At 68.1% G+C, this 26,371-nt stretch carries 17 protein-coding genes; 12 read left to right on the top strand and 5 right to left on the bottom strand.

The annotated features are described in order from the left end of the window. Nucleotides 1-9: 9 nt before the first annotated feature. Complete coding sequence (locus HHL15_RS13060; protein WP_169146216.1) at nucleotides 10-1,173, bottom strand: Do family serine endopeptidase; 1,164 nt, start codon at nucleotides 1,171-1,173, stop codon at nucleotides 10-12. A 68-nt stretch (nucleotides 1,174-1,241) separates the two neighbouring features. Here HHL15_RS13060 and HHL15_RS13055 point away from each other — a divergent pair, with 68 nt between their 5' ends. Continuing rightward, complete coding sequence (locus tag HHL15_RS13055) at nucleotides 1,242-1,988, top strand: Nif3-like dinuclear metal center hexameric protein (protein ID WP_169146215.1); 747 nt, start codon at nucleotides 1,242-1,244, stop codon at nucleotides 1,986-1,988. A gap of 13 nt (nucleotides 1,989-2,001) precedes the next feature. On the opposite strand, the gene HHL15_RS13050 is transcribed toward HHL15_RS13055, so the two are convergent. Next, on the bottom strand, nucleotides 2,002-3,771 hold the full coding sequence (locus tag HHL15_RS13050) for a type IV pilus assembly protein FimV (protein ID WP_169146214.1): 1,770 nt from the start codon (nucleotides 3,769-3,771) through the stop codon (nucleotides 2,002-2,004). Between the two features lie 351 nt (nucleotides 3,772-4,122). On the opposite strand from HHL15_RS13050, the gene HHL15_RS13045 reads away from it, so the two are divergent. From HHL15_RS13045 to HHL15_RS12995, 11 genes are all read left to right on the top strand, one after another. Continuing rightward, nucleotides 4,123-4,674, top strand: coding sequence for a DUF2889 domain-containing protein (locus tag HHL15_RS13045; protein WP_169146213.1), 552 nt, complete (start codon nucleotides 4,123-4,125; stop codon nucleotides 4,672-4,674). 301 nt (nucleotides 4,675-4,975) lie between these two features. Beyond that, nucleotides 4,976-6,136: an ADP-forming succinate--CoA ligase subunit beta gene (sucC, locus tag HHL15_RS13040; protein WP_169146212.1), complete on the top strand. Its 1,161-nt coding sequence runs from the start codon at nucleotides 4,976-4,978 to the stop codon at nucleotides 6,134-6,136. A gap of 11 nt (nucleotides 6,137-6,147) precedes the next feature. Then, nucleotides 6,148-7,041: a succinate--CoA ligase subunit alpha gene (gene sucD / locus HHL15_RS13035; protein WP_169146211.1), complete on the top strand. Its 894-nt coding sequence runs from the start codon at nucleotides 6,148-6,150 to the stop codon at nucleotides 7,039-7,041. A gap of 262 nt (nucleotides 7,042-7,303) precedes the next feature. Continuing rightward, nucleotides 7,304-8,044 carry a PP2C family protein-serine/threonine phosphatase gene (locus HHL15_RS13030; RefSeq protein ID WP_169146210.1) on the top strand — a complete coding sequence of 247 codons (741 nt, stop codon included), beginning with the start codon at nucleotides 7,304-7,306 and terminating at the stop codon, nucleotides 8,042-8,044. A 24-nt stretch (nucleotides 8,045-8,068) separates the two neighbouring features. Then, nucleotides 8,069-8,746, top strand: a complete 678-nt coding sequence (locus HHL15_RS13025; RefSeq protein WP_169146209.1) for an FHA domain-containing protein — start codon at nucleotides 8,069-8,071, stop codon at nucleotides 8,744-8,746. A gap of 148 nt (nucleotides 8,747-8,894) precedes the next feature. Further along, nucleotides 8,895-9,665: a 3',5'-cyclic-nucleotide phosphodiesterase gene (locus tag HHL15_RS13020; RefSeq protein WP_169146208.1), complete on the top strand. Its 771-nt coding sequence runs from the start codon at nucleotides 8,895-8,897 to the stop codon at nucleotides 9,663-9,665. Between the two features lie 91 nt (nucleotides 9,666-9,756). After that, entirely contained in the window at nucleotides 9,757-12,117 is a 2,361-nt protein-coding gene (locus tag HHL15_RS13015; protein WP_169146207.1) for a GspE/PulE family protein, read from the top strand. Between the two features lie 113 nt (nucleotides 12,118-12,230). Further along, complete coding sequence (gene recC, locus HHL15_RS13010; protein ID WP_328825037.1) at nucleotides 12,231-15,746, top strand: exodeoxyribonuclease V subunit gamma; 3,516 nt, start codon at nucleotides 12,231-12,233, stop codon at nucleotides 15,744-15,746. Next, a complete protein-coding gene (gene recB / locus HHL15_RS13005; RefSeq protein WP_169146206.1) occupies nucleotides 15,746-19,408 on the top strand; it encodes an exodeoxyribonuclease V subunit beta in 3,663 nt (1,220 codons plus the stop codon). The genes recC and recB overlap by 1 nt, the downstream gene beginning before the upstream one ends. Further along, entirely contained in the window at nucleotides 19,405-21,468 is a 2,064-nt protein-coding gene (gene recD / locus HHL15_RS13000; RefSeq protein WP_169146205.1) for an exodeoxyribonuclease V subunit alpha, read from the top strand. Before recB ends, recD begins: the two co-directional genes overlap by 4 nt. 12 nt (nucleotides 21,469-21,480) lie before the next feature. After that, a complete protein-coding gene (locus HHL15_RS12995; RefSeq protein ID WP_268967102.1) occupies nucleotides 21,481-22,887 on the top strand; it encodes a 3'-5' exonuclease family protein in 1,407 nt (468 codons plus the stop codon). A gap of 57 nt (nucleotides 22,888-22,944) precedes the next feature. Here HHL15_RS12995 and HHL15_RS12990 read toward each other — a convergent pair whose 3' ends face one another. The 3 genes from HHL15_RS12990 to HHL15_RS12980 form a co-directional block, all read right to left on the bottom strand. Next, the gene (locus HHL15_RS12990) at nucleotides 22,945-23,541 is read right to left on the bottom strand and encodes an H-NS family nucleoid-associated regulatory protein (RefSeq protein WP_169146204.1); all 597 of its coding nucleotides are present in this window, start codon (nucleotides 23,539-23,541) and stop codon (nucleotides 22,945-22,947) included. A gap of 71 nt (nucleotides 23,542-23,612) precedes the next feature. Beyond that, on the bottom strand, nucleotides 23,613-25,121 hold the full coding sequence (gene lysS, locus HHL15_RS12985; protein ID WP_169146203.1) for a lysine--tRNA ligase: 1,509 nt from the start codon (nucleotides 25,119-25,121) through the stop codon (nucleotides 23,613-23,615). A 139-nt stretch (nucleotides 25,122-25,260) separates the two neighbouring features. Continuing rightward, nucleotides 25,261-26,361: a GGDEF domain-containing protein gene (locus HHL15_RS12980; protein WP_169146202.1), complete on the bottom strand. Its 1,101-nt coding sequence runs from the start codon at nucleotides 26,359-26,361 to the stop codon at nucleotides 25,261-25,263. Nucleotides 26,362-26,371 lie beyond the last annotated feature (10 nt).

Below are 26,371 nucleotides of genomic sequence, written 5' to 3'. Positions count from 1 at the left end.
GGGCATGGCTCAGTCGCCGCGGGAGAGGGCCGGGCGGCGGCCGATCTCGACCTTCAGCTCGATCTTCTCCTTGCTGCGGCGCAATTCGAAGCCGGCCTTGCGGCCCGGCGCCAGTGCGGCAATGGCCTCGAGCATGGCCTGCGGGTCGTTCACCTTGCGGCCGTCCACGGCCAGCAGCACGTCGCCGGGGCGGATGCCGGCGCGGTCGGCCGGGCTGCCGCGCATGACGCCGGAGATCAGGGTGCCGTCGCCGGAAGGCATGCCGAAGGACTCGGCCAGCTCCGCGGTGACGGCCTGGACTTCCACCCCGATCCAGCCCCGGGTCACCGAGCCGTTCTGGATGATCTGCTCCATCACGCTGCGGGCCAGGGACACGGGAATGGCGAAGCCGATGCCCAGTGAGCCTCCCGAGCGGGAATAGATGGCGGCATTGATGCCCACCAGGTTGCCTGCTGAATCCACCAGCGCGCCACCGGAATTGCCGGGGTTGATGGCCGCGTCGGTCTGGATGAAGTCCTCGAAGGTGTTGATACCCAGGTGGGAGCGGCCGAGCGCCGAGACGATGCCCATGGTAACCGTCTGGCCGACGCCGAAGGGGTTGCCGATGGCCAGCACCACGTCACCCACGTGGAGTTGCTCGGTGCGGCCGAAGGTGATGGCCTTGAGCTTGTCGCTGGCATGGATCTGCAGCACGGCGAGATCGGACTCCGGGTCCCGGCCGACGATCCGCGCGCTCAGCTTGCGGCCGTCATTGAGGGCGACCTCGATCTCGTCGGCGGCCTCGATGACGTGGTTGTTGGTGAGGACATAGCCCTCGGGCGAGACGATCACGCCCGAGCCCAGGCCGGATGCCCGCTGCTGGGGACGGTTGTCGAGGCGGTCACCGAAGAAGTGGCGGAACAGGGGGTCGTCGGCAAACGGATGGCGCTGAGCCTTGACCTCCTTGCTGGTGAAGATGTGCACCACCGCGGGCAGCGCCACCCGGGCCGCATCCGCATAGGACGCAACCGGTCGCCCGCCGGACGTCGGCACGGCCGGGAGGGTCTCCTGAATGGTGATGGACGGCAGGACCGGACGGTCGCCGACCCACTCGGGTTTCAGGGTGCTGACCACGAACAGTACGGCAAGGGACACCGTAACTGCCTGGGCAAAGATCATCCACAAGCGATGCATCGTAAAATCGCGGGCTGGAGCCCCGCTGGAAGGGGGGCTGAAATGAACGGGTTCAGGGAGGAACGGCCATGCAGAGAGCCGAACTGCAGCAATATCTCGACAACCTGCTGGAAGTCGGGCGATTCAGGGATTATTGCCCAAACGGGTTGCAGGTGGAAGGACGCGAGTCAATTAGCCGGGTGATCTGCGGCGTGACGGCCAGCCAGGCCCTGCTCGACGAAGCGGTGGCCCGGCAGGCGGATGCGGTGCTGGTTCATCACGGCTATTTCTGGCGGGGTGAGGACGGCCGGGTAACCGGGATGCGGCGCAAGCGTCTGGCGACCCTGTTACAGCACGACATCAACCTCTTCGCCTACCATCTGCCGCTGGATGCACACCCGGAGCTGGGCAATAACGCCCAGCTGGCGCGGCTGATGGGGTGGCTGCCGGAGGGCCGCTTCGGCGAACAGGACATCGGCTGGACAGGCAGCCTGGGCCAGCCCCAGAGCCTCGAGTTACTGGCTCGCCATGCCGCGGCGCGCCTCGGTCGTGAGCCGCTGGTGCTGGGTGACCCGATGCGGACGGTGGGAAAGATCGCCTGGTGTACCGGCGGAGCCCAGGGGTATTTCGAACAGGCGATTGCCTGCGGCGTGGATTGCTTTGTATCCGGCGAGGCCTCGGAGCCGACCACCCATCTGGCCCGCGAGTCGGGGGTGGCCTACCTGGGCATCGGCCACCACGCCAGCGAGCGCTACGGGGTGCACGCCCTTGGCGCCCACCTGGCGGAGCGCTTCGGCATCGAGGCGGTGTTCGTGGACGTGGATAACCCGGTCTGAAGCCTGCGCGGCCTCAGGCCGCTGCCGCTTTCTCGGCACTGGCCGGAGGCTCCATCTCCAGCAGGCTCAGTTCTGTGGGCGGCTTGTAGGTGCCCAGCTGGTCATCCAGCACGGCCAGCATCAGCAGCAACTCTTCCACCACCGCCAGAGGGAAACCCTGGCGGGTTCCGTTGCGGTTGTCCCGCAGGATCCCGTGGATGTAAACCTGGGCTTCCTGCGTACCCCACAGCTCCTGCAGGCGGCTGACGAGGTGGGGCATCTGCTCGATGGTGTCGGGCGTGCTGAGAGCGACCTTGAAGTCGCTCCAGCCGATCATCTTGACGTTGAAGGTCTTGTTGAGCTGGCGTGTGAGGGCCTCGAACTCGGCTCGCATGCCGGCCACGTGATAGACCTCGAGGAGCTTGAGCCAGGGCTTCACGGCTTGCCGCGGATTGCTCCGGATATAGTCGGCGAGGGTTTCGGCGGCGCCCTGGGTGCGGCCGAAGGACATCATGATCTCGGCCAGTTCGAGGGCTGAGTCGTGCTCGTCGACGGTCTCGTCGAAGGGGATGGGGTGTGCCGGCGCAAAGGTCGGCTCGACCCATTCGTCGCCATGCTCCTGCTGTGCAGGCACCTGCCCGGAAGTGGCGTTCCCGGCCACGCTTGTGTGGGCCTGTGCCTGTGCCTGTGCTGGGGCCTGCGCCGGGGGCGCCGCTGCCGCTACGGGCGATGCCGCAGGCGGGGCCTCGCTGCTGCCCGTTGTCTCGGTATGGGTGGGGAGGGAGAGATCCTCGCCGCCCTCGCGTCCGCGGCGCAGGCGGATCAGGGCAGCGCCGCCGGCCAGTACCGCCAGCAGGCCGGCCAGGGGGGCTGCCCAGGCGGGGAGCCCGGCGAGGAAGCCCAGATCTTCCGCGGGCGCCGCACTGACCGGCGCGGGCACCGCCTGGGGGGAGGCCGCCTGAGGGGGAGGCGGCGCGGCCGGCTGGGCTGAGGGGGCTGCTCCCGGCATATCCAGTTGGGCGACCTTCTCCTTCAGCATCGCCTGGTATTCCTCCAGGCGCTTGATCTTCTCGTCCAGCTCCAGCTGGGCGGCGATGCGGTCGTCGATCTCGGCAACCGTGCGTTGCTCGATGCTCAACGCCGGGCGCTCGGCCTTGGTGTTGTCGCTGCGTGGCGGGTTGGCCAGCAGGGGGGACATGCGGAGCGGGACGAGCCTGGCTTCGTCGCCGGCGCCGATCAGCAGCCTGTCACCGTCGCCACCGAGCACCGGGGGCTGGGTGGGTGCCGCCAGCCGCGGGGCGGTGGCGGCCGGGTTCCGGGTGGCCGGGCGACGCTCGACGGGGCTGTCCGGGGACACGCCGGCCTTGCGCGCCGCGGCCGGCCGGGTGCTGGCCGGTGCCGGCGTGCCGGTGGCTTCGCCGCGGACGGCGGGCTCCCGGCGCGGGGTGCGGGCCCGTGGGGCGGCCTGCACCGCTGCAGCCTCGGCCGTATCGTCGACGGGGGCAAGCGTGGGCGGGGTGACGCTGCGGATCGCCGGTGGGGCGAGCATCAGGGTGAAATCCCGGCGCAGCTCGGAGCCGCAGCCGATACGCACGCCGATCATGGCGATGGGGTGGTTGACGGGTTCGCGGGTGCTCAGCAGCAGGTGCTCACCCGACACCCGTACTCGCGCCGAACCGATCCAGGGGATATCCTCGCTTGCTCCGGACACCACCTTCACGCAGCCCGCATCGAGTGTCTCCCCGGGGGTGCGGACAATCCTGACCTCAGCCCGCAGTGGTTCTCCCAGGGATGAATGAGTCACGAGTTCGCCCATTCCGACGGCGCTTGCGAGGGGGCCGTAGGGAAGGAGGAGCGCCGCGAGGAGGAGGGGAAGGGGCTTACGCGCGCTTTTCATCAATTGGGAGCGTTGCGGATACGGACAATGTCACGGCAAGTTCGGGCCTGGGCAAGGACGGCATCTTGGGTGCCGTAGCGTCACGGTGCGTCACGGTTGAAGCTACAGTATTCTAAAGAAGTTTGCAGCGTATCGCGCCGACTTGTCCTGCTGGTTTGTTGTGAAGTGTGGAATGTCACGCAAAGTCAGCAGCGATTTATGTGTTTTTACCTGCTTTTACCCGTTTTTGATGGCCTCTCCGGCCTGAGCCCCACAGCCATGCCCTTATCCCCACCCGCTCCCCGGCGTCGCCACGTCCATACCCGCCGCATCGAAGTTCAGGGCTTCCTGCGCGATGATGGCCTGTACGACCTCGATGCCCGCCTGACCGACACCAAGGCGATGGACTACCCGATTGCGTCCGGCCTGCGTCGTGCCGGTGATCCGGTCCATGACCTGCTGCTGCGGGTCACCATCGATCCCGGATTCAACGTGATCGACGTGGAGGCGGTCTCCGACTGGGTGCCCTATCCCGGCGGCTGCGACACCATCGGTCCGGCCTACCGGCAACTGATCGGCCTCAACCTGGTGCGCGGTTTCCGGCGTACGGTGGGCGAGATGTTTGCCGATGTGCGCGGCTGCTCCCATATCACCGAGTTGCTGTTGTCCTTGCCCACGGTGGCGATCCAGACCTTCGCAACCTTCCGCAAGGAAAACGAGGACACCGGTGAGAAGCCTTTCCAGCTCGACCGCTGTCATGCCCTGGAGACGACCTCCGAAACCGTGATGCGCTATTACAAGCCCTGGTATCGGGGCAAGGACCCGGCCTGATGCCGGCTGGGAGGGCGCTTGGTGTGCACTGCAGCGTGAAAGCGGCCGCGCCCCCACTTTCGTCGTATATAATCATTTGATCCGCAATCCGGAGCCAGCCGGCCGAGCCGGTCTGTCGAGGGGGCAGGATCGTTCGTTCCGTTGCCGTCCAATGTCGGTCGGTTGCGGGCAGGGCGAGCGGTATGTGTACTGGACGAGGGAGAACGGTGCATGTATCGCGGGGCGCAGCGCGGCCCCGAAGAGTCCCATCAACCAAGCGTAAGCGGCCCTGTTGGGCCAAGACTTCGATCGAAGGGCAACCATGAAAATTCACGAATATCAGGGCAAACAAATCCTGAAGAAGTTCGGCGTTACGGTTCCGCGCGGTATTCACTGCACGACCGTTGACGACGCGGTCAAGGCAGCTGAGACCCTGGGCGGCAAGGTTTGGGTCGTCAAGGCCCAGATTCACGCCGGCGGGCGCGGCAAGGGCGGTGGCGTCAAGGTCGCCAAGTCCCTGGACGAAGTGCGCCAGTACTCCAGCCAGATCCTCGGCATGCAGCTGATCACCCACCAGACCGGCCCGGAAGGCCAGAAGGTGCGTAATCTGCTGATCGAGGAAGGTGCCGACATCAAGCACGAATACTACGTCGCAGCGCTGACCGACCGCGCCACCCAGAAGGTTGCCATGATGGCCTCCTCCGAAGGCGGCATGGACATCGAAGAAGTCGCCCACAAGACCCCCGAGAAGATCATCAAGGTCTTCGTCGATCCGGCCACCGGCCTGACCGACGAGCAGGCCCTGACCCTCGTAAAGGGCATCGGCATTCCTGAAGGTTCCATCGCCCAGGCCGTGGATACCCTCAAGAAGCTCTACACCACCTACATGGAAACCGACGCTTCGCTGGCGGAGATCAACCCGCTGATCCACGAAGGCGACGGCACCATCAAGGCTCTGGACGCCAAGTTCAACTTTGACTCCAACGCCCTCTACCGTCATCCCGAGATCGTTGCCATGCGCGACCTGGATGAAGAGGATGCCGACGAGATCGAAGCCTCCAAGTTTGACCTGGCTTACATCTCCCTGGACGGCAACATCGGCTGTCTGGTGAACGGCGCCGGTCTGGCCATGGCCACCATGGACACCATCAAGCTGTTCGGTGCCGAGCCGGCCAACTTCCTCGACGTGGGCGGCGGTGCCACCACCGAGAAGGTGACCGAAGCCTTCAAGATCATGCTCAAGAACCCCAAGGTCAAGGGCATTCTCGTCAACATCTTCGGCGGCATCATGCGCTGCGACACCATCGCCACCGGCGTGGTCACCGCGGCCAAGGAAGTGCATCTGTCGGTTCCGCTGGTCGTCCGCATGAAGGGCACCAACGAAGAGATCGGCAAGCAGATCCTGCGCGATTCGGGCCTCCCGATCATCGCTGCCGACACCATGGCCGAAGCGGCCCAGAAGATCGTCGACGCGGTCAAGTAAGGAGTTAGCGAATGTCCATCCTGATCAATAAAGACACCAAGGTCATCACCCAGGGCATCACCGGCAAGACCGGCCAGTTCCACACTGAAAAGTGCCAGGAATATGCCAACGGCAAGGAATGCTTCGTTGCCGGCGTGAACCCCAAGAAGGCTGGCGAAAAGATTTTCGACATCCCCATCTTCGGTTCCGTCAAGGAAGCGGCCGCCGAAACCGGCGCCACCGTGTCCGTGATCTACGTGCCGCCCGCTGGCGCTGCTGCCGCCATCTGGGAAGCCGTTGAAGCCGACCTCGACCTGGCCATCTGCATCACCGAAGGCATCCCTGTCCGGGACATGCTGGAAGTGCGCAACAAGATGAAGGCCAAGGAAGCCGCCGGTGGCAAGAAGACCCTGCTGCTGGGTCCGAACTGCCCGGGCCTCATCACCCCCGATGAAATCAAGATCGGCATCATGCCGGGCCACATCCACCGCAAGGGTCGCATCGGCGTGGTTTCCCGCTCCGGCACCCTGACCTACGAAGCTGTTGCCCAGCTGACCGAAATCGGTCTGGGCCAGTCTTCCGCCGTCGGTATCGGTGGTGACCCGATCAACGGTCTGAAGCACATCGACGTGATGCGCATGTTCAACGACGATCCCGACACCGACGCCGTCATCATGATCGGCGAAATCGGCGGTCCGGACGAAGCCGAAGCTGCCGAATGGTGCAAGGCCAACATGAAGAAGCCGATCGTCGGCTTCATCGCCGGTGTGACTGCCCCCGCGGGCAAGCGCATGGGCCATGCTGGCGCGCTGATCTCCGGCGGTGCGGACACTGCTGATGCCAAGCTGGCCATCATGGAAGCTTGTGGTTTCACCGTGACCCGCAACCCGTCCGAAATGGCCAAGCTGCTGAAGGCCATGCTGTAAGAGGCTTTCCAGCCTGAAATGCACCGCGCCCGTGGTTAACGCCCGAGCGCGGTTTTTTTTTCGTCGCCGGGCTGCCCCACGGCGAAAGGCACCCACATGGGGGCTGCGATGCGCGCAGCGCCGAGCGTGGGGCGCTTTTCCGGCGTCACCTCGCCATGTCCGGGGGCTCCCGGAGCTGGCGGGAGCCTGACAGGGTCCGATCTTGGGCAATACACCGATCTCTCCGTCGCCGCCTGGCAGTCCGCCGTTCTGGAGGATGGCGATGGCGAGCCACGTCGGCCAGGTCCGCCTGCGCAACGAGGACCGGGTCGCCTGCGATGCCGGCCGCGGACTCGCCGTGCTGGCCGACGGCATGGGCGGGCATGCAGGTGGCGCCGAGGCGGCCCTCATGGCGGTGGCTGCCTGGATGGAACGGATGGAGCAGGGCGCGTCCACGGGTGTACTGCACGAGGAGGACCTGCGCGAGGCTTTCTCGTTGGCCAACTGCCGGGTCCGCAGTGCGGCTGCCGGGGATCCGGGGCTCAGGGGGATGGGGACCACCCTGGTGGGAGCCTGCTTCCGGGGCGACGGTACGCTGCTGTACGCCCACGTCGGGGATTCCCGCCTCTATCAGCTCAGGGATGGCGTCCTGCGCAGCCTCACCCGGGACCATAGTGTGTTGCGGGCGCAGTGGGACGCGGGCATGATTGATGCCGATTCGCCCGGAACCGCCTTGCTGCGCGGCCTGCTGACCCGGGCGGTGGGGGTCGATGAGCAGGTGGAGCCCGACGTGGCCGTCCTGGGCCTCGAGCCGGAGGACATCTACCTGCTTTGCTCGGACGGGCTCACGGACATGGTGACGGATTCCGGCATCGCCGAGGTCCTGGCCACCCTGGGGGTCAATCCCCCGCTTGCCGCAGAACACCTGATTGATCTGGCGAACGATCGGGGCGGCATGGATAATGTGTCGGTCATCGTTGTTTCGTCCTGTGCCGCAACGCGGCTCGGCACAGAACTCGGTTAAGTCTGGTTTCAGATAGGAAAAGCAATGCCCAGGTTGATTTTGAGCATGGATGGACTGGTGCTGAAGGAAATGCCCCTCGAAAGGGAGCGCACCACCATCGGCCGCAAGCCGCACAACGACATCCAGATCGACAATCTCGCCATCAGTGGCGAGCATGCGGCCATCGTCACGATCCTCAACGATGCCTTTCTCGAAGATCTCAACAGCACCAACGGGACTTACGTGAACGGCCAGCCCGTCAAGAAGCACGTGTTGCAGAACAATGACGTGGTCGAGCTGGGCAAGTACCGCATCAAGTTCGTGGCGGACCAGGCCGGTGCGCAGTCCGAGCAGGACGAGGCAGTGGTCTTCGGTTCCACCACGGCGGGGGTGTCGGGCGAGGCGCCGGCGCCTAGTGGCTTGCCTGCAGCCAATGCAGCGCCGGTGGGTTCCATCGGGATGATCCAGATCCTCAGCGGCACGCATGCCGGGCGAACCCTGGAACTGTCCAAGTCCCTGACCACCCTGGGCAAGCCGGGGACCCAGGTCGCGGTGATTACTCGCCGGCCCCATGGCTATTTCATCACCCACGTGGAAGGCACCGTCTTTCCGGTGGTCAACGGGCATCCCCTCGACGCCCAGGCCCATCGCCTCAATGATCACGACATCATCGAGATTGCCGGTGTGAAGATGGAGTTCTTCTCCCAGGCGCTCCAGGCCTGAGCGAGCCGGTGCGTCAGGAGGCAAGCGTGAATTTTCTGACGCATGGCGCCGGCTCCGGAACGTATCCTGTTGTACTGAAGTGCGGTCGCTCCCCGGCTCCCCGTGGCGTGCTTGCATATTCCCCCTGGCGGAGATTCATGGAATCAAGATGAAGTTGCGGGTCCTAGGATGCAGCGGTGGAATCGGCGGGCGCGATCAGCGCACCACGGCCCTGCTCGTCGATGATGATGTCCTGATCGACGCAGGGACCGGTGTGGGGGACCTGGAGTTCGAGGAGCTCGTGCGCATCGACCACATCTTCGTGACGCATGCGCACCTCGACCACATCGCGATGATCCCCCTGCTGGTGGACACGGTGGGCGAGGCCCGTTCCATGCCCATCGTCGTGCATGCCACCGCCGAGACCCTGCGCATCCTGCGTTCGCACATCTTCAACTGGCTGGTGTGGCCCGACTTCTCGTCGATTCCCGATCGTCACAATCCCTTCCTGTGCTTCCAGGAGATGCGCGTGGACGAGGTGGCCAAGCTGGGCAGGGGCCGTTTCATGAAGGCCCTGCCGGCCCTGCATACCGTTCCCGCCGTGGCCTACCAGCTGTCGGGGGAGGGCGGAAGCCTGGTCTTCTCCGGCGACACCGCATATTCCGAGCCGCTGATCGCTGCCATCAACGAGATCCCCGACCTGCGCTACCTGCTTGTCGAGACGGCTTTCCCCGATGCCCTGCACGACCTGGCGCTGGCCTCCCGGCACCTCTGTCCGAGCCTGCTGGCCCTGTTCCTGGAGCGGATCAAGTCGAATCCGGAGGTGTGGATCACCCACCTCAAGCCCAGCCGGGCCAGGACCACGCTCGAGGAGATCGCCGGCTATTGCGGGCGGTTTTCGCCCAAGGCTCTCTATAACGGCCTGGAGCTGACGTTATAGCCTGCTGTGTGAGCCGGTGGCCGTCCCTGCGTCACGGCCCAGCCCTTGCCCCGCGCTGTCGGGGCGCCCTTTTCCGGAATACGAGCGAACCATGAGCAGTGCTATCCAACGCGGCGGATCCAGCGATGTGGCCAGCCGGCTGGCTTTCTTCAAGGGCCTGCAGACGGTCACCAACCGCGTCCATGCCACCGAGAACATCGACGAGATCATCTTCGAGTTGTCGGCAGAGATCTGTGCCCTGTTTGCCGCGGACAGGCTGACCATCTACGTGGTCGACGAAAGCCGCAGCACCATCTCGTCACGGCTCAAGACCGGCCTGCATACCATCCGCACCATCCGCCTGCCCATCGCCGAGAACAGCGTATCCGGCTATGTCGCCCTCACCGGGCAGATGCTGAACATCCACGATGTTTACGACGAGCGCGAACTCAAGGCCATCTCCCCGCGCATGGAGTTCCGGCGAGAGGTGGATGAGCGCAGCGGCTACCGCTGCCACCAGATGCTGGTGGCGCCCATCGCGGCGCCTGACAGCGGCGATGTGATCGGGGTCATCCAGCTCATCAACAGCCGTAATGGCGAGCCCTTCTCGGCCATCGCCGAAGAGGGCATCCAGGGGCTCGGCCAGACCCTCGCCGTGGCCTTTGCCCAGCGTCGCCACTCCCTGGTCCAGCCCAAGTCCAAGTACGAGGGGCTGGTGCATGACGCCAAACTGACCGGTGCGGAGCTCGAGGCCGCCACCAGCCTGGCCCGGGAGCAGGGCGTGTCTCTCGAGGATCTGCTGCTGCGGGATTTCAAGCTCAAGCCGTCGGATATCGGGGTGGCCGTGTCGCGCTTCTTCGGCGTGCCCTACGAACCCTACCGGCCCGACCGGGTACGACCCCTCGACCTGCTCCGCAACCTCAAGCGCGACTACGTCCAGCAGGCCGAATGGCTGCCCCTCGAGGAGAATACCGAGGGTCTCCTGATCCTCGTCACCGACCCGGATCAGGCCATCGCCTCGCGGGTGGTGCAGAACGTCTTCCCCAAGGCCACCCCGGTCTTCTGCGTCACCACCCATCTCGAGTTCATGCAGACGGTGGCCCAGTTCTTCGGCGGCAGCGCCGCCGACGACGCCTCGGTGAGCGATCTGCTGTCGGACATGTCCGACGATGACGGGGAGGGCGCCAATACTGCTGAGGACGTCTCCGCTGCGGCCGACAACGAGTTGGTCAAGCTGGTCAACCGGATCATCATCGACGCCTACCGCCAGGGCGCCTCCGATATCCACATCGAGCCCCGCCCCGGCAAGGAAAAAACCCAGATCCGCTTCCGCAAGGACGGCACCCTGGTGCCCTACATCGAGATTCCCTCCAGCTACCGCAGCCCCATCGTCACGCGCATCAAGATCATGTGTGATCTGGACATCTCCGAGCGGCGCAAGCCCCAGGACGGCAAGATCAAGTTTCGCCGTTTCGGCCCGCTGGACATCGAGCTGCGGGTGGCCACCGTGCCCACCGCCGGCGGCATCGAGGACGTGGTGATGCGTCTGCTGGCCAACAGTGAGCCCCTGCCGCTGGAGAGGCTAGGTCTGCTCGACAATAACTTCCAGCGACTCACCACGACGATTGCCAAGCCCTACGGCATTTTCTTCGTTTGCGGCCCCACCGGCTCCGGCAAGACGACCACCCTGCATTCCATCCTCGGCCACATCAATACCCCTGAAACCAAGATCTGGACCGCTGAGGATCCGGTGGAGATCACCCAGAAGGGCCTGCGTCAGGTGCAGATCAACCGCAAGGCCGGCCTCGATTTCCCGACCGTGATGCGTTCCTTCCTGCGCGCCGATCCGGACGTGATCATGGTCGGCGAAATGCGCGACAAGGAGACCGTCTCCATCGGCCTGGAGGCCTCGCTCACCGGCCACCTGGTGTTCAGCACCCTGCACACCAACAGCGCCCCGGAGTCCATCGTGCGCCTGCTCGACATGGGCATGGACCCTTTCAACTTCGCCGATGCGTTGCTCGGCGTGCTGGCCCAGCGTCTGGCCAAGCGCCTGTGCACCAAGTGCCGCAAGGCCTACCACCCGGGCGAGGACGAAATCCGCCACCTGCTCGACGACTACTGCGAGGACCTGCGCCAGACCCCGGCCTTCCTGGCCGACGAGGAGGCCTCCCGCCAGGCTGTGCTGAACGGCTGGCGCCAGCGCTATGCCGACGACAAGGGGCGCTTCACCCTCTACGAACCCGTGGGCTGCGAGCATTGCACCGCCGGCTACAAGGGCCGCCTCGGCCTGCACGAGCTGATGGTGGGCACCGACCGGGTCAAGGCCCTCATCCAGGAACGGGCCCGTGTCGCCACCCTGCTGTCGGCAGCCCTCGACGAGGGCATGCGCACCCTGCGCCAGGACGGCATCGAAAAGGTCCTCGCTGGCCTCACCGACATCAAGCAGGTGCGCAAGGTCTGCATCCGCTGAGCGCCCTGGTCGCCTGCGCAGCCGCGGGCGGCCCTGCGGGCATCTTCTCCGCGCTGCCGGCGCACCGATAGGGCGCCGGCCATTCGCTGCCATTTCTTTCCCGGAGTCTCCCCGTGCGTCCCCAAGCGCTGCCCCCCGGTCTGATGCTGGTCCACGGCAATCACCCGGAAGCCCTGCGCGACCTGCTGGTCGCCTGGATCCACCGCTACCCCCTGGCCCCCCTCGAGACCGAGACCCTGCTGGTGCACAGCAACGGCATTGCCCAGTGGCTGCGCCTGGCCCTGGCGGAGGATGCCGACGGTCAGGGCGGAGGTGGCTGCGGCATCGCCGCGGGGCTCGACCTGTCCCTGCCTTCGCGCTTCCTGTGGCAGGCCTACCGTGCCGTGCTGGGGCCCGACGCGGTGCCCGAGACTTCGCCTTTCGACAAGCCCCTGCTGGTGTGGCGCCTGGTGCGCCTGCTGCCGGAGGTCATCGTCCGCGAGGCCTACGCGCCGCTGCAGCGCTTTCTCGCCTCCGACAGCGACCAGCGCAAGCGCTTCCAGCTGGCCGAGCGCCTGGCCGATCTGTTCGACCAGTACCAGGTCTATCGCGCCGACTGGCTGGCCGCCTGGGCCGCCGGCGAGGACGTGCTGATCCGTGCCGGCGGCGAGCGTCAGCCGCTGCCCGACGAGCAGCGCTGGCAGGCCTCCCTGTGGCGCGAGCTGCTGGCCGACGTGGCGGAGCAGGGGGCCGGAAGCGGCCCCGCCGGGCAGGGACGGGCAGCCGTGCACGATGCCTTCCTGCATGCCGCGGAAGCCTGGCCTGCCGACCAGCGGCCGCCGGGGCTGCCACGCCGGGTACTGGTCTTCGGCATCTCGGCGCTGCCGCGCCAGTCCCTCGAGGTGCTGGCCGTGCTGGCCCGCTGGAGCCAGGTGCTGATGTGCATCCACAACCCCTGCGAGCACCACTGGGCCGACATCGTCGCCGACAAGGACCTGCTGCGCGCCACCCGCAGCCGCCAGCGCCGCCGCGCCGGCATGCCGGCGGAGATCGCCGACGCCGACCTGCATCTCCACGCCCACCCCTTGCTGGCGGCCTGGGGCAAGCAGGGGCGCGACTTCATCGGCCTGCTCGACGAGCACGACAGCGACGTGGCCCGGGCCGGCTACCTGCAGCACTTCCTCGACATCCGCCAGCGCATCGACCTGTTTTCGCCCCACGGCCAGGAGCGCCTCCTCAACCAGCTCCAGGACGACATCCGCGATCTGCGCCCGCTGGCCGAAACCCGGGCCCGCTGGCCTGCCGTAGCGGCGGCTGACGACTCGATCCGCTTCCACGTGGCCCACAGCCCCCTGCGCGAGGTGGAGATCCTCCACGACCAGTTGCTGGCCGCCTTCAATGCCGACCCCGGCCTGCGCCCTCGCGACGTGATCGTCATGGTGCCCGACGTGGACGCTTATGCCCCCCACGTGCAGGCCGTGTTCGGGCTCACCGACGGTGACGATCCGCGCCACATCCCCTCCTGCATCGCCGACCAGGGCCGCCGCCACCAGGACCCGCTGCTCGGCGCCCTGGGCAAGCTGCTGGCCCTGCCCAGCTCACGGCTGGCGGTCAGCGATGTGCTCGACCTGCTGGAGGTGCCGGCCCTGCGCCGCCGCTTCGGCATCGGCGACGACGACCTGCCCCTGCTGCATCGCTGGATCCGCGGCGCAAAGGTCCGTTGGGGCCTGCATGCCCGCCACCGGGAAAGCCTCGGGCTGCCCCTGGCGCCGGACGGCAACACCTGGCAGTTCGGGCTGCGCCGCATGCTCCTCGGCTACGCCGTCGGCAGCACCGGCGGCGCGTGGCAGGACATCGAACCCTACGACGAGATCGGCGGCCTCGATGCGGCGCTGCTCGGCCCCCTGGCGGCGCTCCTCGATCGCCTGGAGGCGGCTTGGACGACCCTTGGCCAGGACGCCTCGCCGGCCGACTGGTGCCTGCGCCTGCGCGGCCTGATGGCCGACTTCTTCGATGCCGGAGACGACGACGCCTACACCCTGCAGCAGCTTGACCTGGCCCTCGAGCGCTGGCTGGCGGCGTGCACCGCGGCGCGCCTCGATGGCCTGCTGCCCCTCGCCGTGGTGGGAGACTACTGGCTCGCCCAGCTCGAGGAGGGCAGCTTGTCCCAGCGCTTCTTTGCCGGCGCGGTGACCTTCGCCACCCTGATGCCGATGCGCGCGATCCCCTTCCGGATGGTCTGCCTGCTGGGCCTCAATGACGGGGATTACCCGCGCAGCCGGGTGCCCATGGACTTCGACCTGATGGGCCGCGACTACCGGCCCGGCGACCGCTCGCGCCGCGAGGACGACCGCTACCTCTTCCTCGAAGCGCTGCTGTCGGCCCGTGAGCACCTGCACATCTCCTGGGTCGGGCGCAGCGTCAATGACAATACCCCGCGCCCGCCTTCGGTGCTGGTGGGGCAACTGCGCGACCACCTTGCGGCCGGCTGGCGGCTGGCTGGCGAGCCGGACTCCAGTAAGGCCCTGCTCGAAGCGCTGACCGTAGAGCACCGCCTGCAGCCCTTCAACCCGGACTACTTTCCGGTCGAGCCCGGCGCCGGCCGCCTGTTCACCTACGCCGCCGAATGGCGCATCGCCGACGACCGTCCCGCCCTCCGGCAGATGATCCTCGACCCGCTGTCCGATCCGGAGCCCCTGCGCATCGCAGAACTGGCTGCCTTCCTCAAGGATCCGGTGCGCAGCTTCTTCCGGCAGCGCCTGCGGGTGGATTTCGAGCTCGACGATCCGGCCGGGGAGGACCAGGAGCCCTTCGACCTCGACGGGCTGCAACGCTGGGCCCTGTGGGACGAGTTGATCGCCCTGCAGGCCCGTGCGCTGCAGGACGGGCAGCCGCGCGAGGCCGCCCTCGAGGCTGGCCTGCAGCGTATCCGCCGACGCGGCGAGCTGGCCGCCGGTGCCTTTGCCGACCTGGCCGCGGAGGCTCTGGCCGGCCCCATGGCCGACATGTTCGAGCGCTACGACGCTGCGCTCGCCCGTTGGCCGCAGCCCCAGCCCCGGGACGTGGCGCTGCGCCACGCAGGTAGCGGCGCGGCGGCCGGCCTGGCCCTCGAGGACTGGCTGCGCGGCTTGCGTACCGACCAGGACGGCGGCCGTGGCCGGGTGGTGCTGGAGACCAGCGACGCGGTGAAGAACGGCAAATACCAGCGCCACAACCTGATCAAGCACTGGGTTGCCCACCTGGCCGCCCACCTGGGCGGCGGGCCGCTGACCACGGTGGTGGTCAGCAAGGCTGGCAACGTGCAGTTCGAAGCCCTGGAAGTCGATGCGGCCCGGGCACAGCTGGACACCCTGCTGGCGGCCTGGCGGGACGGCATGCGTCGGCCGCTGCCCCTGGCGGTGCGCACCGCCTTTACCTGGCTCGACGACCAGGCCGGCCAGCGCAACAACGCCCCGGCCAGCTACGACGGCGGCTTCAACTTCGATGGCGAAGGCCCCGGCAGCCCCTACCTGAGCCGGATCTGGCCCGACTATGCGAGCCTCGTCGCCAGCGGTGAATTCGCCGAGCTGGCCGTCCGCCTCCTCAAGCCTCTGTATGAGGCGACCTTCGCCCGCAAATCCACCGCCACCCGTCAGGAGGGCGCCCAGTGATGCCCACGCGCCCCAGCCCTACAGCCCTGGACCCGCTGCGCTTCCCCCTGCGCGGCAGCCGCCTGATCGAAGCCAGCGCCGGCACCGGCAAGACCTTCACCATCGCCGCCCTCTACCTGCGGCTGGTCCTCGGCCCCCGTGACGAAGCCGATGAGGCGGCCTTCCTGCGCCCCCTGAACCCGCCTGACATCCTGGTGGTGACCTTCACCGATGCGGCCACCAAGGAGCTCCGCGACCGCATCCGGGCCCGCCTGGCCGAAGCTGCCGGCTGCTTCCTGGCCGATCCGGCCGGGGTGGAGGCACGCCCCGCCGGGGAGGACCTGCTCCACGATCTGCGTGCCAGCCATCCCCCCGAGGCCTGGCCGACCTGTGCCCGCAAGCTGCAGCTGGCCGCCGAATGGATGGACGAGGCGGCGGTGTCCACCATCCACGGCTGGTGCAACCGCATGCTGCGCGAGCACGCCTTCGACAGCGACAGCCTGTTCACCCAGCAGCTCGAGACCGATGGTAGCGAGCTGCTCGCCGAGGTGGTGCGCGACTACTGGCGGAGCCACATGTACCCGCTGACACCCGGCCATGCGCGCCAGGTGGCGGACTGGTGGGCGGCGCCCGCAGCCCTGGAGGACGAGCTGGGCCGCCTGCTCGGCCATGTGGATCAGCTCGGTACGGCACCACCGCCAGCCGAGTCCCTGGCGGCGGCCGAGGCCGAGAAGGCGGCCTGCCTGGCCGACCTGAAGGCGCCGTGGGCTGGCTGGCTGGATGAGCTGCGCGGGCTCATCGACGACGCCCGGGCGCGCAAGGCCTGCAAGGGCACCAAGCTGCGCAAGGACTACTGCGACCGCTGGTTCGGCGCCCTCGAAGCCTGGCGTGATGACCCGGCCCTGGCCTGGCCGGCGCTGACCGAGTCCGCCTGGGCGCGGCTGAGCCCGGAGGGCATCGCCGACGCCTGGAACGATCCGTCCCAGGCGCCCGACCACCCTGCCTTTGCCGCCATCGCTGCGCTGCCTGCCGCGCTGGAGGCCCTGCCGGATGCCCGCCAGGCGGTGCTCATCCACGGCGCCGGCTGGGTCGCCGCACGCTTTGCCGAGGAGCAGGCGCGGCGGGCGCAGATGGGCTTCGACGATCTGCTGACGCGCCTCGATACCGCCCTCGCCGGGCCCAATGGCGCGCGCCTGGCGGCGGTCATCCGGCAGCAGTTCCCGGTGGCCCTGATCGACGAGTTCCAGGACACCGATGCCATCCAGTACCGCATCTTCGACACCATCTACCGGGTGGCCGACAACGACCCCGAGACTGCCGTGGTGCTGATCGGCGACCCGAAGCAGGCCATCTACGCCTTCCGCGGTGCCGACATCTATACCTACCTGGCGGCCCGCCGGGCCACTGCGGGGCGGCTGTACACCCTGGGGCGCAACTTCCGCTCCAGCCAGGCGATGGTCGACGCCACCAACCGCTGCTTCGCCCTGGCGGAAGCGCGGGAGGAGGGGGCCGGGGCCTTCCTGTTCCGCAACGCGGACGACAATCCGGTGCCCTTTCTGCCGGCCGCCGCCGCCGGCCGCAAGGAGGTCTGGCAGGTGGACGGCCAGGCGGCGCCGGCCCTCACGGTGTGGCGCCTGCCCCCGCCCGAGGGGGCGGAGTCCCTTACCAAGGGTGCCTACCTGCACAGCATGGCCGGGGTGTGCGCCAGCGAGATGGTGCGCCTGCTGCAGCTGGGCCAGCGCGGTGCGGCGGGCTTCGCCAGTGCGGACGGCCTCAAGTCGCTGCGTCCGGCCGACATGGCGGTGCTGGTCAACAACCGCAACGAGGCCGAGGCCATCCGCAGCGCCCTCGGCGAGCGGGGCGTGCGCAGCGTCTACCTGTCGGAGCGCGAGTCGGTGTTCAAGCGCCCGGAGGCCACCGAGATGCGCCGCTGGCTGGCGGCCTGTGCCGAGCCGGACGACGGCCGCTGCCTGCGGGCGGCCCTGGCCAGCAGCCTGCTGGGCCTGGACTGGGCGACCCTCGACCAGCTCAACCGCGACGAAGTGGCCTGGGAGGCACGTGTGCTGCAGTTCCGCGCTTACCGGGAGTGTTGGCAGCGTCAGGGCGTGCTGCCCATGCTGCGCCGCCTGCTCAACGACTTCCGGGTGCCTGCCCGGCTGCTGGCGGCCGGCGGCACCGGCGAGCGCAGCCTGACCGATCTGCTGCACCTGGCCGAACTGCTCCAGCAGGCCAGCACCCTGCTGGACGGCGAACACGCGCTGATCCGCCACCTGGCCGAGCAGTGCAGCGAGGACAGCGGTGGTGAGGCCCGCCAGCTGCGCCTCGAGAGCGATGCCGACCTGGTCCAGGTGGTCACCGTGCACAAATCCAAGGGCCTGGAGTACCCGCTGGTCTTCCTGCCCTTCGCCTGCGCCTTCCGCGCCACCTCACCCGGCGATCTGCCGCTCAAGTGGCATGACCAGGCCGGCCGGCTGCAGCTGGCCTTGGCCGACGAGGATGGCCTGCTGGTCGAGCGGGCCGACCGGGAACGCCTGGGGGAGGATCTGCGCAAGCTCTACGTGGCGCTGACCCGCGCCTGCCACGCGACCTGGATAGGCACCGCGCCCCTCGACCGGATGGAGATCAGTGCGCTGGGCTACCTGCTCGGCGGCACGCTGGGCGCCGGCCTCGATGCACTGGCCGCGGGCAGCCCGGCGATCCGCGTGATCGACGGGCCGGAAGCCTCTGCCGACGTCTACACGGCGACCGGGCTGGCCCGGGTCGAGGGCGCGGCCCGCCAGCCTCGCCGCAGTGTCCGCGAGAACTGGTGGATCGCCAGCTACTCGGCCCTGCAGACTGCGGCAGGGGAGGGCGCGGATACCCCGGCCGAGGATGTCTTCCGCGAAGCCGCGGCGGCCACGCCGACGAGCCCGGCGGCCCCCGTGCGACCGCCCGCAGCCGGTACGCCCCATGCCTTTCCCCGCGGCGCGGCGGTGGGCACCTTCCTGCACGAATTGCTGGAATGGGCCGGCGCCCAGGGTTTTGCACGGGTTGCCGAGAGTCCGGCCCTGCTGCGCGATGCGGTGGCCCGGCGCTGCGCCCTGCGTGGCTGGGAGGCCTGGATCGAGCCGCTGTGCAGCTGGATCCAGACCCTGCTGGCCTTGCCCCTGGGCGCCGATCCAGGGGATGGCTTCAGCCTGGCCGGGATCGACAACTGGGTGGTCGAGATGGAGTTCTGGATCGCCGTGCACGAAGCCGACCTCACGGCCATGGATGCCCTGGTCTGTCGTCAGACCCTGGACGGCGCCTCCCGCCCGGCCCTGCAGCGTGGGCAGCTCAATGGCATGCTCAAGGGCTTCATCGACCTCGTCGCGGAACACGACGGGCGCTATTACGTGATCGACTACAAGTCGAACTGGCTGGGGCCCGATGACGCCGCCTATTCTCCGGCGGCGATGACCGAGGCAGTGCTCGGCCATCGCTACGAACTGCAGTACGTGCTCTACCTGCTGGCCCTCCACCGCCTGCTGCGGCTACGCCTGCCCGATTACGACTATGACCGCCACGTGGGGGGCGCGGTCTACATCTTCCTGCGCGGCGCCGCTGCCCCCAGCCGCGGGGTGCATCTGGAGAAGCCGCCGCGCGCGCTGATCGAGGCCCTCGACCGGCTGTTTTCCCGCGCCCCTGTTCCGGAGATGTCATGACCCATCCCGCCCTGAAGGACCGGGCCAGCCTGCTGGCCCTGCTCGACGCCTGGGCTGCCCGCGGCTGGCTGCGCAGCCTGGATGCCGCCTTTGCAAGCTTCCTCGCCCGCGAAGTGGCGGAGGCGCCGGCCCTGCTGCTGCTGGCGGCCGCGCTGGCAAGCCATCAGCTTGGTCGTGGCCACGCCTGCCTGGACCTGGCCGACACCCTGGGCGATCCGGGCTTTGCCCTGTCCCTGCCGCCGGAGGGCGAAGGCGCGGATGCGGATGCGGATGCGGAACGCCCTGTCCTGCCGGCCGACCTCCTCGAGGGCCTCAGTCTCGAGGCCTGGCGGGCCGCCCTGGCGCTGCCCAGCCTGGTCGGGCAGGGCGAGGGCGACACGCCCTTGCTGTGCCTCGGCCAGCGGGTCTATCTGCGCCGCTACTGGCAGTATGAAGGTGCAGTGGCCTCGGGTATCGGCTGCCGCCTGGACCCCGCCCGCGAAGGCCCGGTAGGGTTGCCGGCAGACCGGCTGGCGGCGGCCCTGACCGCCCTGTTTCCCCAGGTGGCCGGCGTGACCGGGCCGGACTGGCAGAAGCTGGCCTGTGCCCTGGCGGCGCGCAGCGCCTTCGCCATCGTCACCGGCGGACCGGGAACCGGCAAGACGACGACGGTGGTGCGCCTGCTGGCGGTGCTGCAGGCCCTTGCGCTCGGCGCTGGTGAAGGCGAGCCGCCGCTGCGCATCCGCCTGGCGGCGCCCACCGGTAAGGCCGCGGCGCGCCTCAATGAATCCATCGCCGGTGCCGTGGCGAGTCTCGATCTGGCTGCCCTGGCTGACGGCGACGCGGTGCGCAAGGCCATCCCGACGGAGGTCACGACCCTCCATCGCCTCCTCGGCAGCCGGCCCGGCAGCCGCCATTTCCGGCATCACGCCGGCAATCCGCTGGGCGTGGATGTACTGGTGGTGGACGAAGCCTCGATGGTGGACCTGGAGATGATGGCCGCCGTGCTCGACGCCCTGCCCGCCGGGGCGCGGCTGGTGCTGCTCGGCGACAAGGACCAGCTCGCCTCGGTGGAGGCGGGGGCGGTGCTGGGCGAGTTGTGCCGGCGGGCCCGGGAGGGGCACTACAGCCCGGCCACCGCGGACTGGCTGGCCGCCGTGAGCGGTGCCAGGGTGCCGACTGAGCTGGTCGATCCGGCGGGGCAGCCCCTCGATCAGGCGGTGGCCATGTTGCGCCACAGCCACCGCTTCGGTGCCGCCAGCGGCATCGGCCAGCTGGCGGCGGCGGTCAACGCCGGCGCCGCGGAGAAGGCGGCGGCACTGTTCGACGCGGGCCTGCCCGACCTGGCCCGGTTGTCTCCGGGCGCGGGGGAGGCGGCATTCCGCCGGCTGGTGGTGGAGGGTGACCCGGCGCATGGGCGGGCCGGCTACCGGACCTATCTTGAAACCCTGCAGGCCACCCGGCCGGCCGATGACGCCGGCCAGGCTGCCTTCGATGACTGGGCGCGGCGGGTCCTCAAGGCCCATGGCAGCTTCCAGCTGCTGTGCGCCCTGCGGCGCGGCCGCTGGGGCATAGAAGGGCTCAATCCACGCATCGCCGGCTGGCTGCGCGAAGCCGGGCTGATCCCCGCGGCGGAAGGCTGGTACCTCGGCCGTCCGGTGCTGGTGACGCGCAACGACTACGGCCTGGGCCTGATGAACGGTGACATCGGCATCACCCTGGCCCTGCCCGGGCCGCGGGGCGCCGAGGTGCTGAGGGTGGCCTTCCCGGCGGGGGACGGGCAGAACGGCATCCGCTGGGTCCTGCCCAGCCGCCTGCAGGCGGTGGACACGGTGTATGCGCTGACCGTGCACAAATCCCAGGGCTCCGAGTTCGTGCATGCGGCCCTGGCGCTGCCGGACACTCTCAGCCCGATTCTCACCCGGGAGCTGGTCTACACCGGCATCACCCGTGCGCGCAGTGGTTTCACGCTGGTGGATCAGGCCGCCTCGGGGGTCCTCGAGCGGGCCATCGGCCGCCAGGTGTTGCGGGTCTCGGGGCTGATGGAGCGGCTCGACCGCCATACCGGCGAACAGGCATAAAGGACGGAAATCTTGAAGCTGAGCAATGGACGCTGGCGAGGCCTCGCCTTCGTCGATATCGAAACCAATGGCGGCATGCCGACCATCGATGGGATCACCGAGGTCGGCATTGTAGAGGTGGACGAGGACGGGGTGCGGGAATGGTCGCACCTGGTGCGTCCGGAGGGCCGCATTCCGGAGTTCATCCAGCGCCTGACCGGCATCACCGACGATATGGTGGCCGACGCACCGCGTTTCGCCGAGCTGGCCGAGGAGATCTACAACCGTCTCGATGGCCGCCTGTTCATTGCCCACAACGCCCGCTTCGACTACGGCTTCCTGCGCAATGCCTTCGAGCGCGCCGGCATGCCCCTGCGCCTGCCGGTGATGTGCACCGTCAAGTTGTCACGGGCGCTGTTCCCCGAACACAAGCGGCATGGCCTGGACGCCCTGATCGAGCGCCATGCCCTGGTGGTGGGCGACCGTCACCGGGCGCTGGCCGACGCCCAGCTGGTCTGGCAGTTCTGGCAGCACATCCATGGCTGCTTCGAGCAGGCGGTGATCGACGCCGCGGTGGCCCGCATCGCGGCGCTGCCCAGTCTGCCGCCCCATGTGGATCCCGCGGTGCTGGACGAGATGCCCGAGCGGCCCGGGGTATATCTGTTTTTCGGCGAGAACGATCTGCCCCTCTACGTGGGCAAGAGCAAGGACATCCGCAGCCGGGTGCTGTCGCACTTCAGCGCGGACCACCGCAGTGGCAAGGAGATGAACATGTCGCAGCAGCTCCGCCGCATCGAGTGGATCGAGACCGAAGGCGAGATCGGTGCCCTGCTGCTGGAAGCCCGCCTGGTCAAGGAGCGCCAGCCCATCCACAACCGGCGCTTGCGCCGGGCCAGTGAGCTGTGTGCCTGGCAACTGGTGGAGGACGGGCAGGGCGGCTGGCGGCCGGAGCTGGTGCGGGGGGCCGACCTGGATCCGGGTCGGCAGGACAATCTGTTCGGTTTCTTCACCAGCAAGACTGCGGCCACCAAGGCCTTGCGTACCCTGGCCGAAGATCATGACTTGTGCCAAGTGTGCCTGGGCCTCGAGAAGGTGAGAGGCGGCCAGCCCTGTTTCGGCTACCAGTTGAAGCGCTGCAAGGGGGCTTGCATCGGTCAGGAGGCCCGTCCTGTGCATGGCGCCCGCCTGATGATGGCCTTGCACAAGCTGCGGGTGGAGCGCTGGCCTTACGCCGGGCCGGTCGGCCTGCGGGAGGGCAAGGTGCTGCACCTGGTGGATCACTGGTGCTGGCTGGGGACGGCACGGGACGAGGAGGAAGTCCATGCGTTGCTGGCTTCCGGCCGCCCGGTGTTCGATCTGGATATCTGGAAGATCCTCTCCAGGGCCCTGGCCCGCGGACGGGTGGTCCCCCTGGGCAGCGGGGTGCCCGTGGAGGCGTGAGGGAGGTCCGGGCGCCGGTCGGGGATCCCGCCCCGGCGCCTGCCTGTCTGGCGGGGTTCAGTCCTTGCGGAAGCTGCCGGGAATCGGGCGGGGAGCGAGCTTTTCGGCCGCAACCTCAAGGGCGTACAGGGTGCCGCCGGTGGTCAGCCAGGCCTGGATCCAGTCGGGCGTACCGCCCTGGCCGTCCCAGGTGAGGGCCCGGTTGGAGGGGTGCATGTAGCGGACGTGGCCGGGGATGGCCGGAGGTGTTGCGCCCGTTGCCGGGGCGGCGGCAGCTGTTTCGGGGCCCGCCGTGGCGGCTGTCTTTGCTGCAGCTTCCTGAGCGGCGGCCTGCTTCTCGGCGGCTTTCTTCTCGGCCGCTTCGCGGGCGACGGCCTCTTTCTGCGCTGTTGCGAGGGCCTTGGCCTCGACCTTGGCCTGGGCCCGGGCCTCGACGCGGGCCGCCACCTCGGCGACCTTGCGCGCGGCGGCTTCCTCGGCTGCGAGGCGGGCCGCCTCGGCGTCTGCGATGGCGCGGCGCTCGGCTTCCGCTGCAGCTTCGGCGGCGGCTCGGGCCTGGTCGGCTTCTTCCTGCTCCCGTTTGGCGATCTCGGCCTGGATCTGTTCGGCGAGTGCTTCCAGCTCAGGGAGTTCGTAGGACTTCAGGTCTGTCATGAATGCGTCGGGGTCGGCTCGGGCTGGGGCGGTCGTGCGGGTGGGGCCACCCGGGGGTGGCCCCCGTTGCTTCAGTCGGTGGCTTCCGGGCGCATCTGCGGAAACAGGATCACGTCGCGGATGGCGGGGCTGTTGGTCAGCAACATGACCAGCCGGTCGATGCCGATGCCGCAGCCACCGGTCGGGGGCAGGCCGTATTCCAGGGCGCGGATGTAGTCGGCGTCGTAGAACATGGCCTCCTCGTCACCGGCGTCCTTGGCCTTGGCCTGGGCCTGGAAGCGGGCGGCCTGGTCTTCGGGGTCGTTCAGCTCGGAGAAGCCGTTGGCGATCTCGCGGCCGACGATGAACAGCTCGAAACGCTCGGTGATGTCCGGGTTGGCGTCGGAGGCGCGGGCCAGCGGGCTCACTTCGACCGGATAGTCGATGATGAAGGTGGGTTCCCAGGTGTCGGCTTCGGCGCAGGCTTCGAAGAGCTGCAGCTGCAGGCTGCCGAGGCCGCCCGGCTTCACCTTCTCGCCGAAGTCCTGGATCTTCTGCTTGAGCCAGTCGGCATCGGCCAGTTGGGCGTCGGAGAAGCCGGGGTGGTGTTTGCGGATGGCTTCGACGATGGTCAGGCGGTGGAAGGGCTTGGACAGGTCGAGCACGCGGCCCTGGTAGTCGAACACTTCGGTGCCCAGGGCCTCGCGCGCGGCGTGGCGCAGCAGGCCTTCGGTGAAGTCCATGAGGCTGCGGTAGTTCGCATAGGCCTCGTAGAACTCCATCATGGTGAACTCGGGGTTGTGGCGGGGCGAGAGCCCTTCGTTGCGGAAGTTGCGGTTGACCTCGAAGACCTTCTCGAAGCCGCCGACCACCAGGCGCTTGAGGTAGAGCTCCGGCGCGATGCGCAGGAACTGCTGCATGTCGAGGGCGTTGTGGTGGGTCACGAAGGGCTTGGCCGAGGCGCCGCCGGGGATGGGGTGCATCATCGGCGTCTCGACCTCAAGGAAGCCGTGGCCGGTCATGTAGTTGCGGATGGACTGGACCAGGCGGCTGCGGGCCACGAAGGTGTGGCGCGACTCCTCGCTCATGATCAGGTCGACATAGCGCTGGCGGTACTTGGTCTCGGTGTCGGTGAGGCCGTGGAACTTGTCCGGCAGCGGGCGCAGGCTCTTGGTGAGGAGGCGCAGCTCGGCGCTCTTGACCGACAGCTCGCCGGTCTTGGTGCGGAACAGCACGCCGACGGTGCCGACGATGTCACCGATGTCCCAGTGCTTGAAGTCGGCATAGACGTCCTCGCCGACGCTGTCGCGGGTGACGTAGAGCTGGATGCGCCCGGACAGATCCTGGATGGTGACGAAGCTGGCCTTGCCCATCACGCGCTTGAGCATGATGCGGCCGGCGACCTTGACCTCGACGGGCAGGGCTTCGAGCTCCTCGGCGGTTTTCTCGCCGTAGACCTCGTCGAGTTTGCCGGCGGTGTTTTCCCGGGAGAAATCGTTCGGAAACGCCTTGCCGGTGGCGCGCCATTCGGCGAGCTTCTGCCGGCGTTCGGCGATCAGGTGGTTTTCGTCCTGGGTGGGCGAGGAGGTCTGGTCGGACATGATGGGCTCTTAAATCAACGGAATCGGAGGGCGGCGCAGCCGCGGCAGCATAAACAAAGTGCTGCAAAGCTCTGAATTTTGACACATTCCGAGGCGTGCGTCGCGGCCGGCGGGGCTCCGGAGGCTGCTTTGGCCCGCTCTACAGGAAGATTTCGTCGATGTCGGACTGGATCTGGGCCTGGCCGGCCGGGGTGGTGACCCGTAGCTGGCCGCGCATGATCAGTTCGTCGAAGCCATTGACCTGGTTGCGGCCGTGCTCCTTGGAGTAGTAGAGGGCCTCGTCGGCGCGGCCCAGCAGCTCGGCCGGCGACAGGCGCGGGTCGATGCGCGAGAAGCCTACCGAGCAGCGCACCTGGCCGACGCGGGGGAAGTCGTGCTCTTCGACGGCCTGGCGGAAGCGGTCGAAGATGCTGTTGACGTGGTCCTCGGAGACGTTGCGCAGCATCACCACGAACTCTTCGCCGCCGAAGCGGAAGAGCTTGTCGTGGCCGCGGAAGCTCTGCCGCATGAGGTCGGCGACGCGCAGCAGGACTTCGTCGCCGAAGAGGTGGCCGAAGCTGTCGTTGATCTTCTTGAAGTGATCGATATCCACCACGCCGAGCCAGCAGGGCTGGGTGAAGGTGTGTTCCGTGTCGCGCCGTTCCTGGGGCTCGAGGCGGGCCCGCTCGGCCAGCTCGGCGGCGGCGATGAGGCGTTCGAAGTCGTCGTCGAAGGTCTTGCGGTTGAGCAACCGGGTGAGGGTGTCGAGATTGGCGTATTCCCAGGCGTGGTGCTGGTTCTCGAAGCAGCGCAGGAACAGGCCGAAGGCCTGGAGGTCGGCGGCTTCGGGCTTGCGGGCGCTGTGCAGCTCGAGCACCCAGCGCGCCTGGCCAAGCGCGCCGACGGCGAAGGCGATGCGCCAGGATTCGCCGTCGTGGGCGATGGCGTGGCCGAAGTCGGTGTGCAGGCAGTTGGCCAGCAGGGGATCGACGGGCAGCCAGGAGTGCCCGTCGCAGACATCGTCCCAGTAGGTGTCGGTGCCGTCCGAGACGCAACAGCCGAGCAGCCCCACGGTAAGGTCGGGTGGGGTGAAGCGCACCGCGAAGAGCAGGCAGAAGCCGCCTTCGAGGAAGCGCATGGCGGTTTCGGCGGTGCTCCGGAAGATCTCGCGCAGATCCCGCGTTCTGGACAGGCATTCGGCGCCGGCCAGAAGCTCGATGAGACGGGAGGGGGGCAGCTGGGCTGCCGGGGAGGCGCGCATGAAACTTTCC

The sequence above is a fragment of the Zoogloea dura genome (genome assembly GCF_012927165.1).
GTDB classification, from domain to species: domain Bacteria; phylum Pseudomonadota; class Gammaproteobacteria; order Burkholderiales; family Rhodocyclaceae; genus Zoogloea; species Zoogloea dura.
Note: the sequence above shows the minus strand (reverse complement) of the source record. Positions and strands in the feature narration are given on the sequence as shown.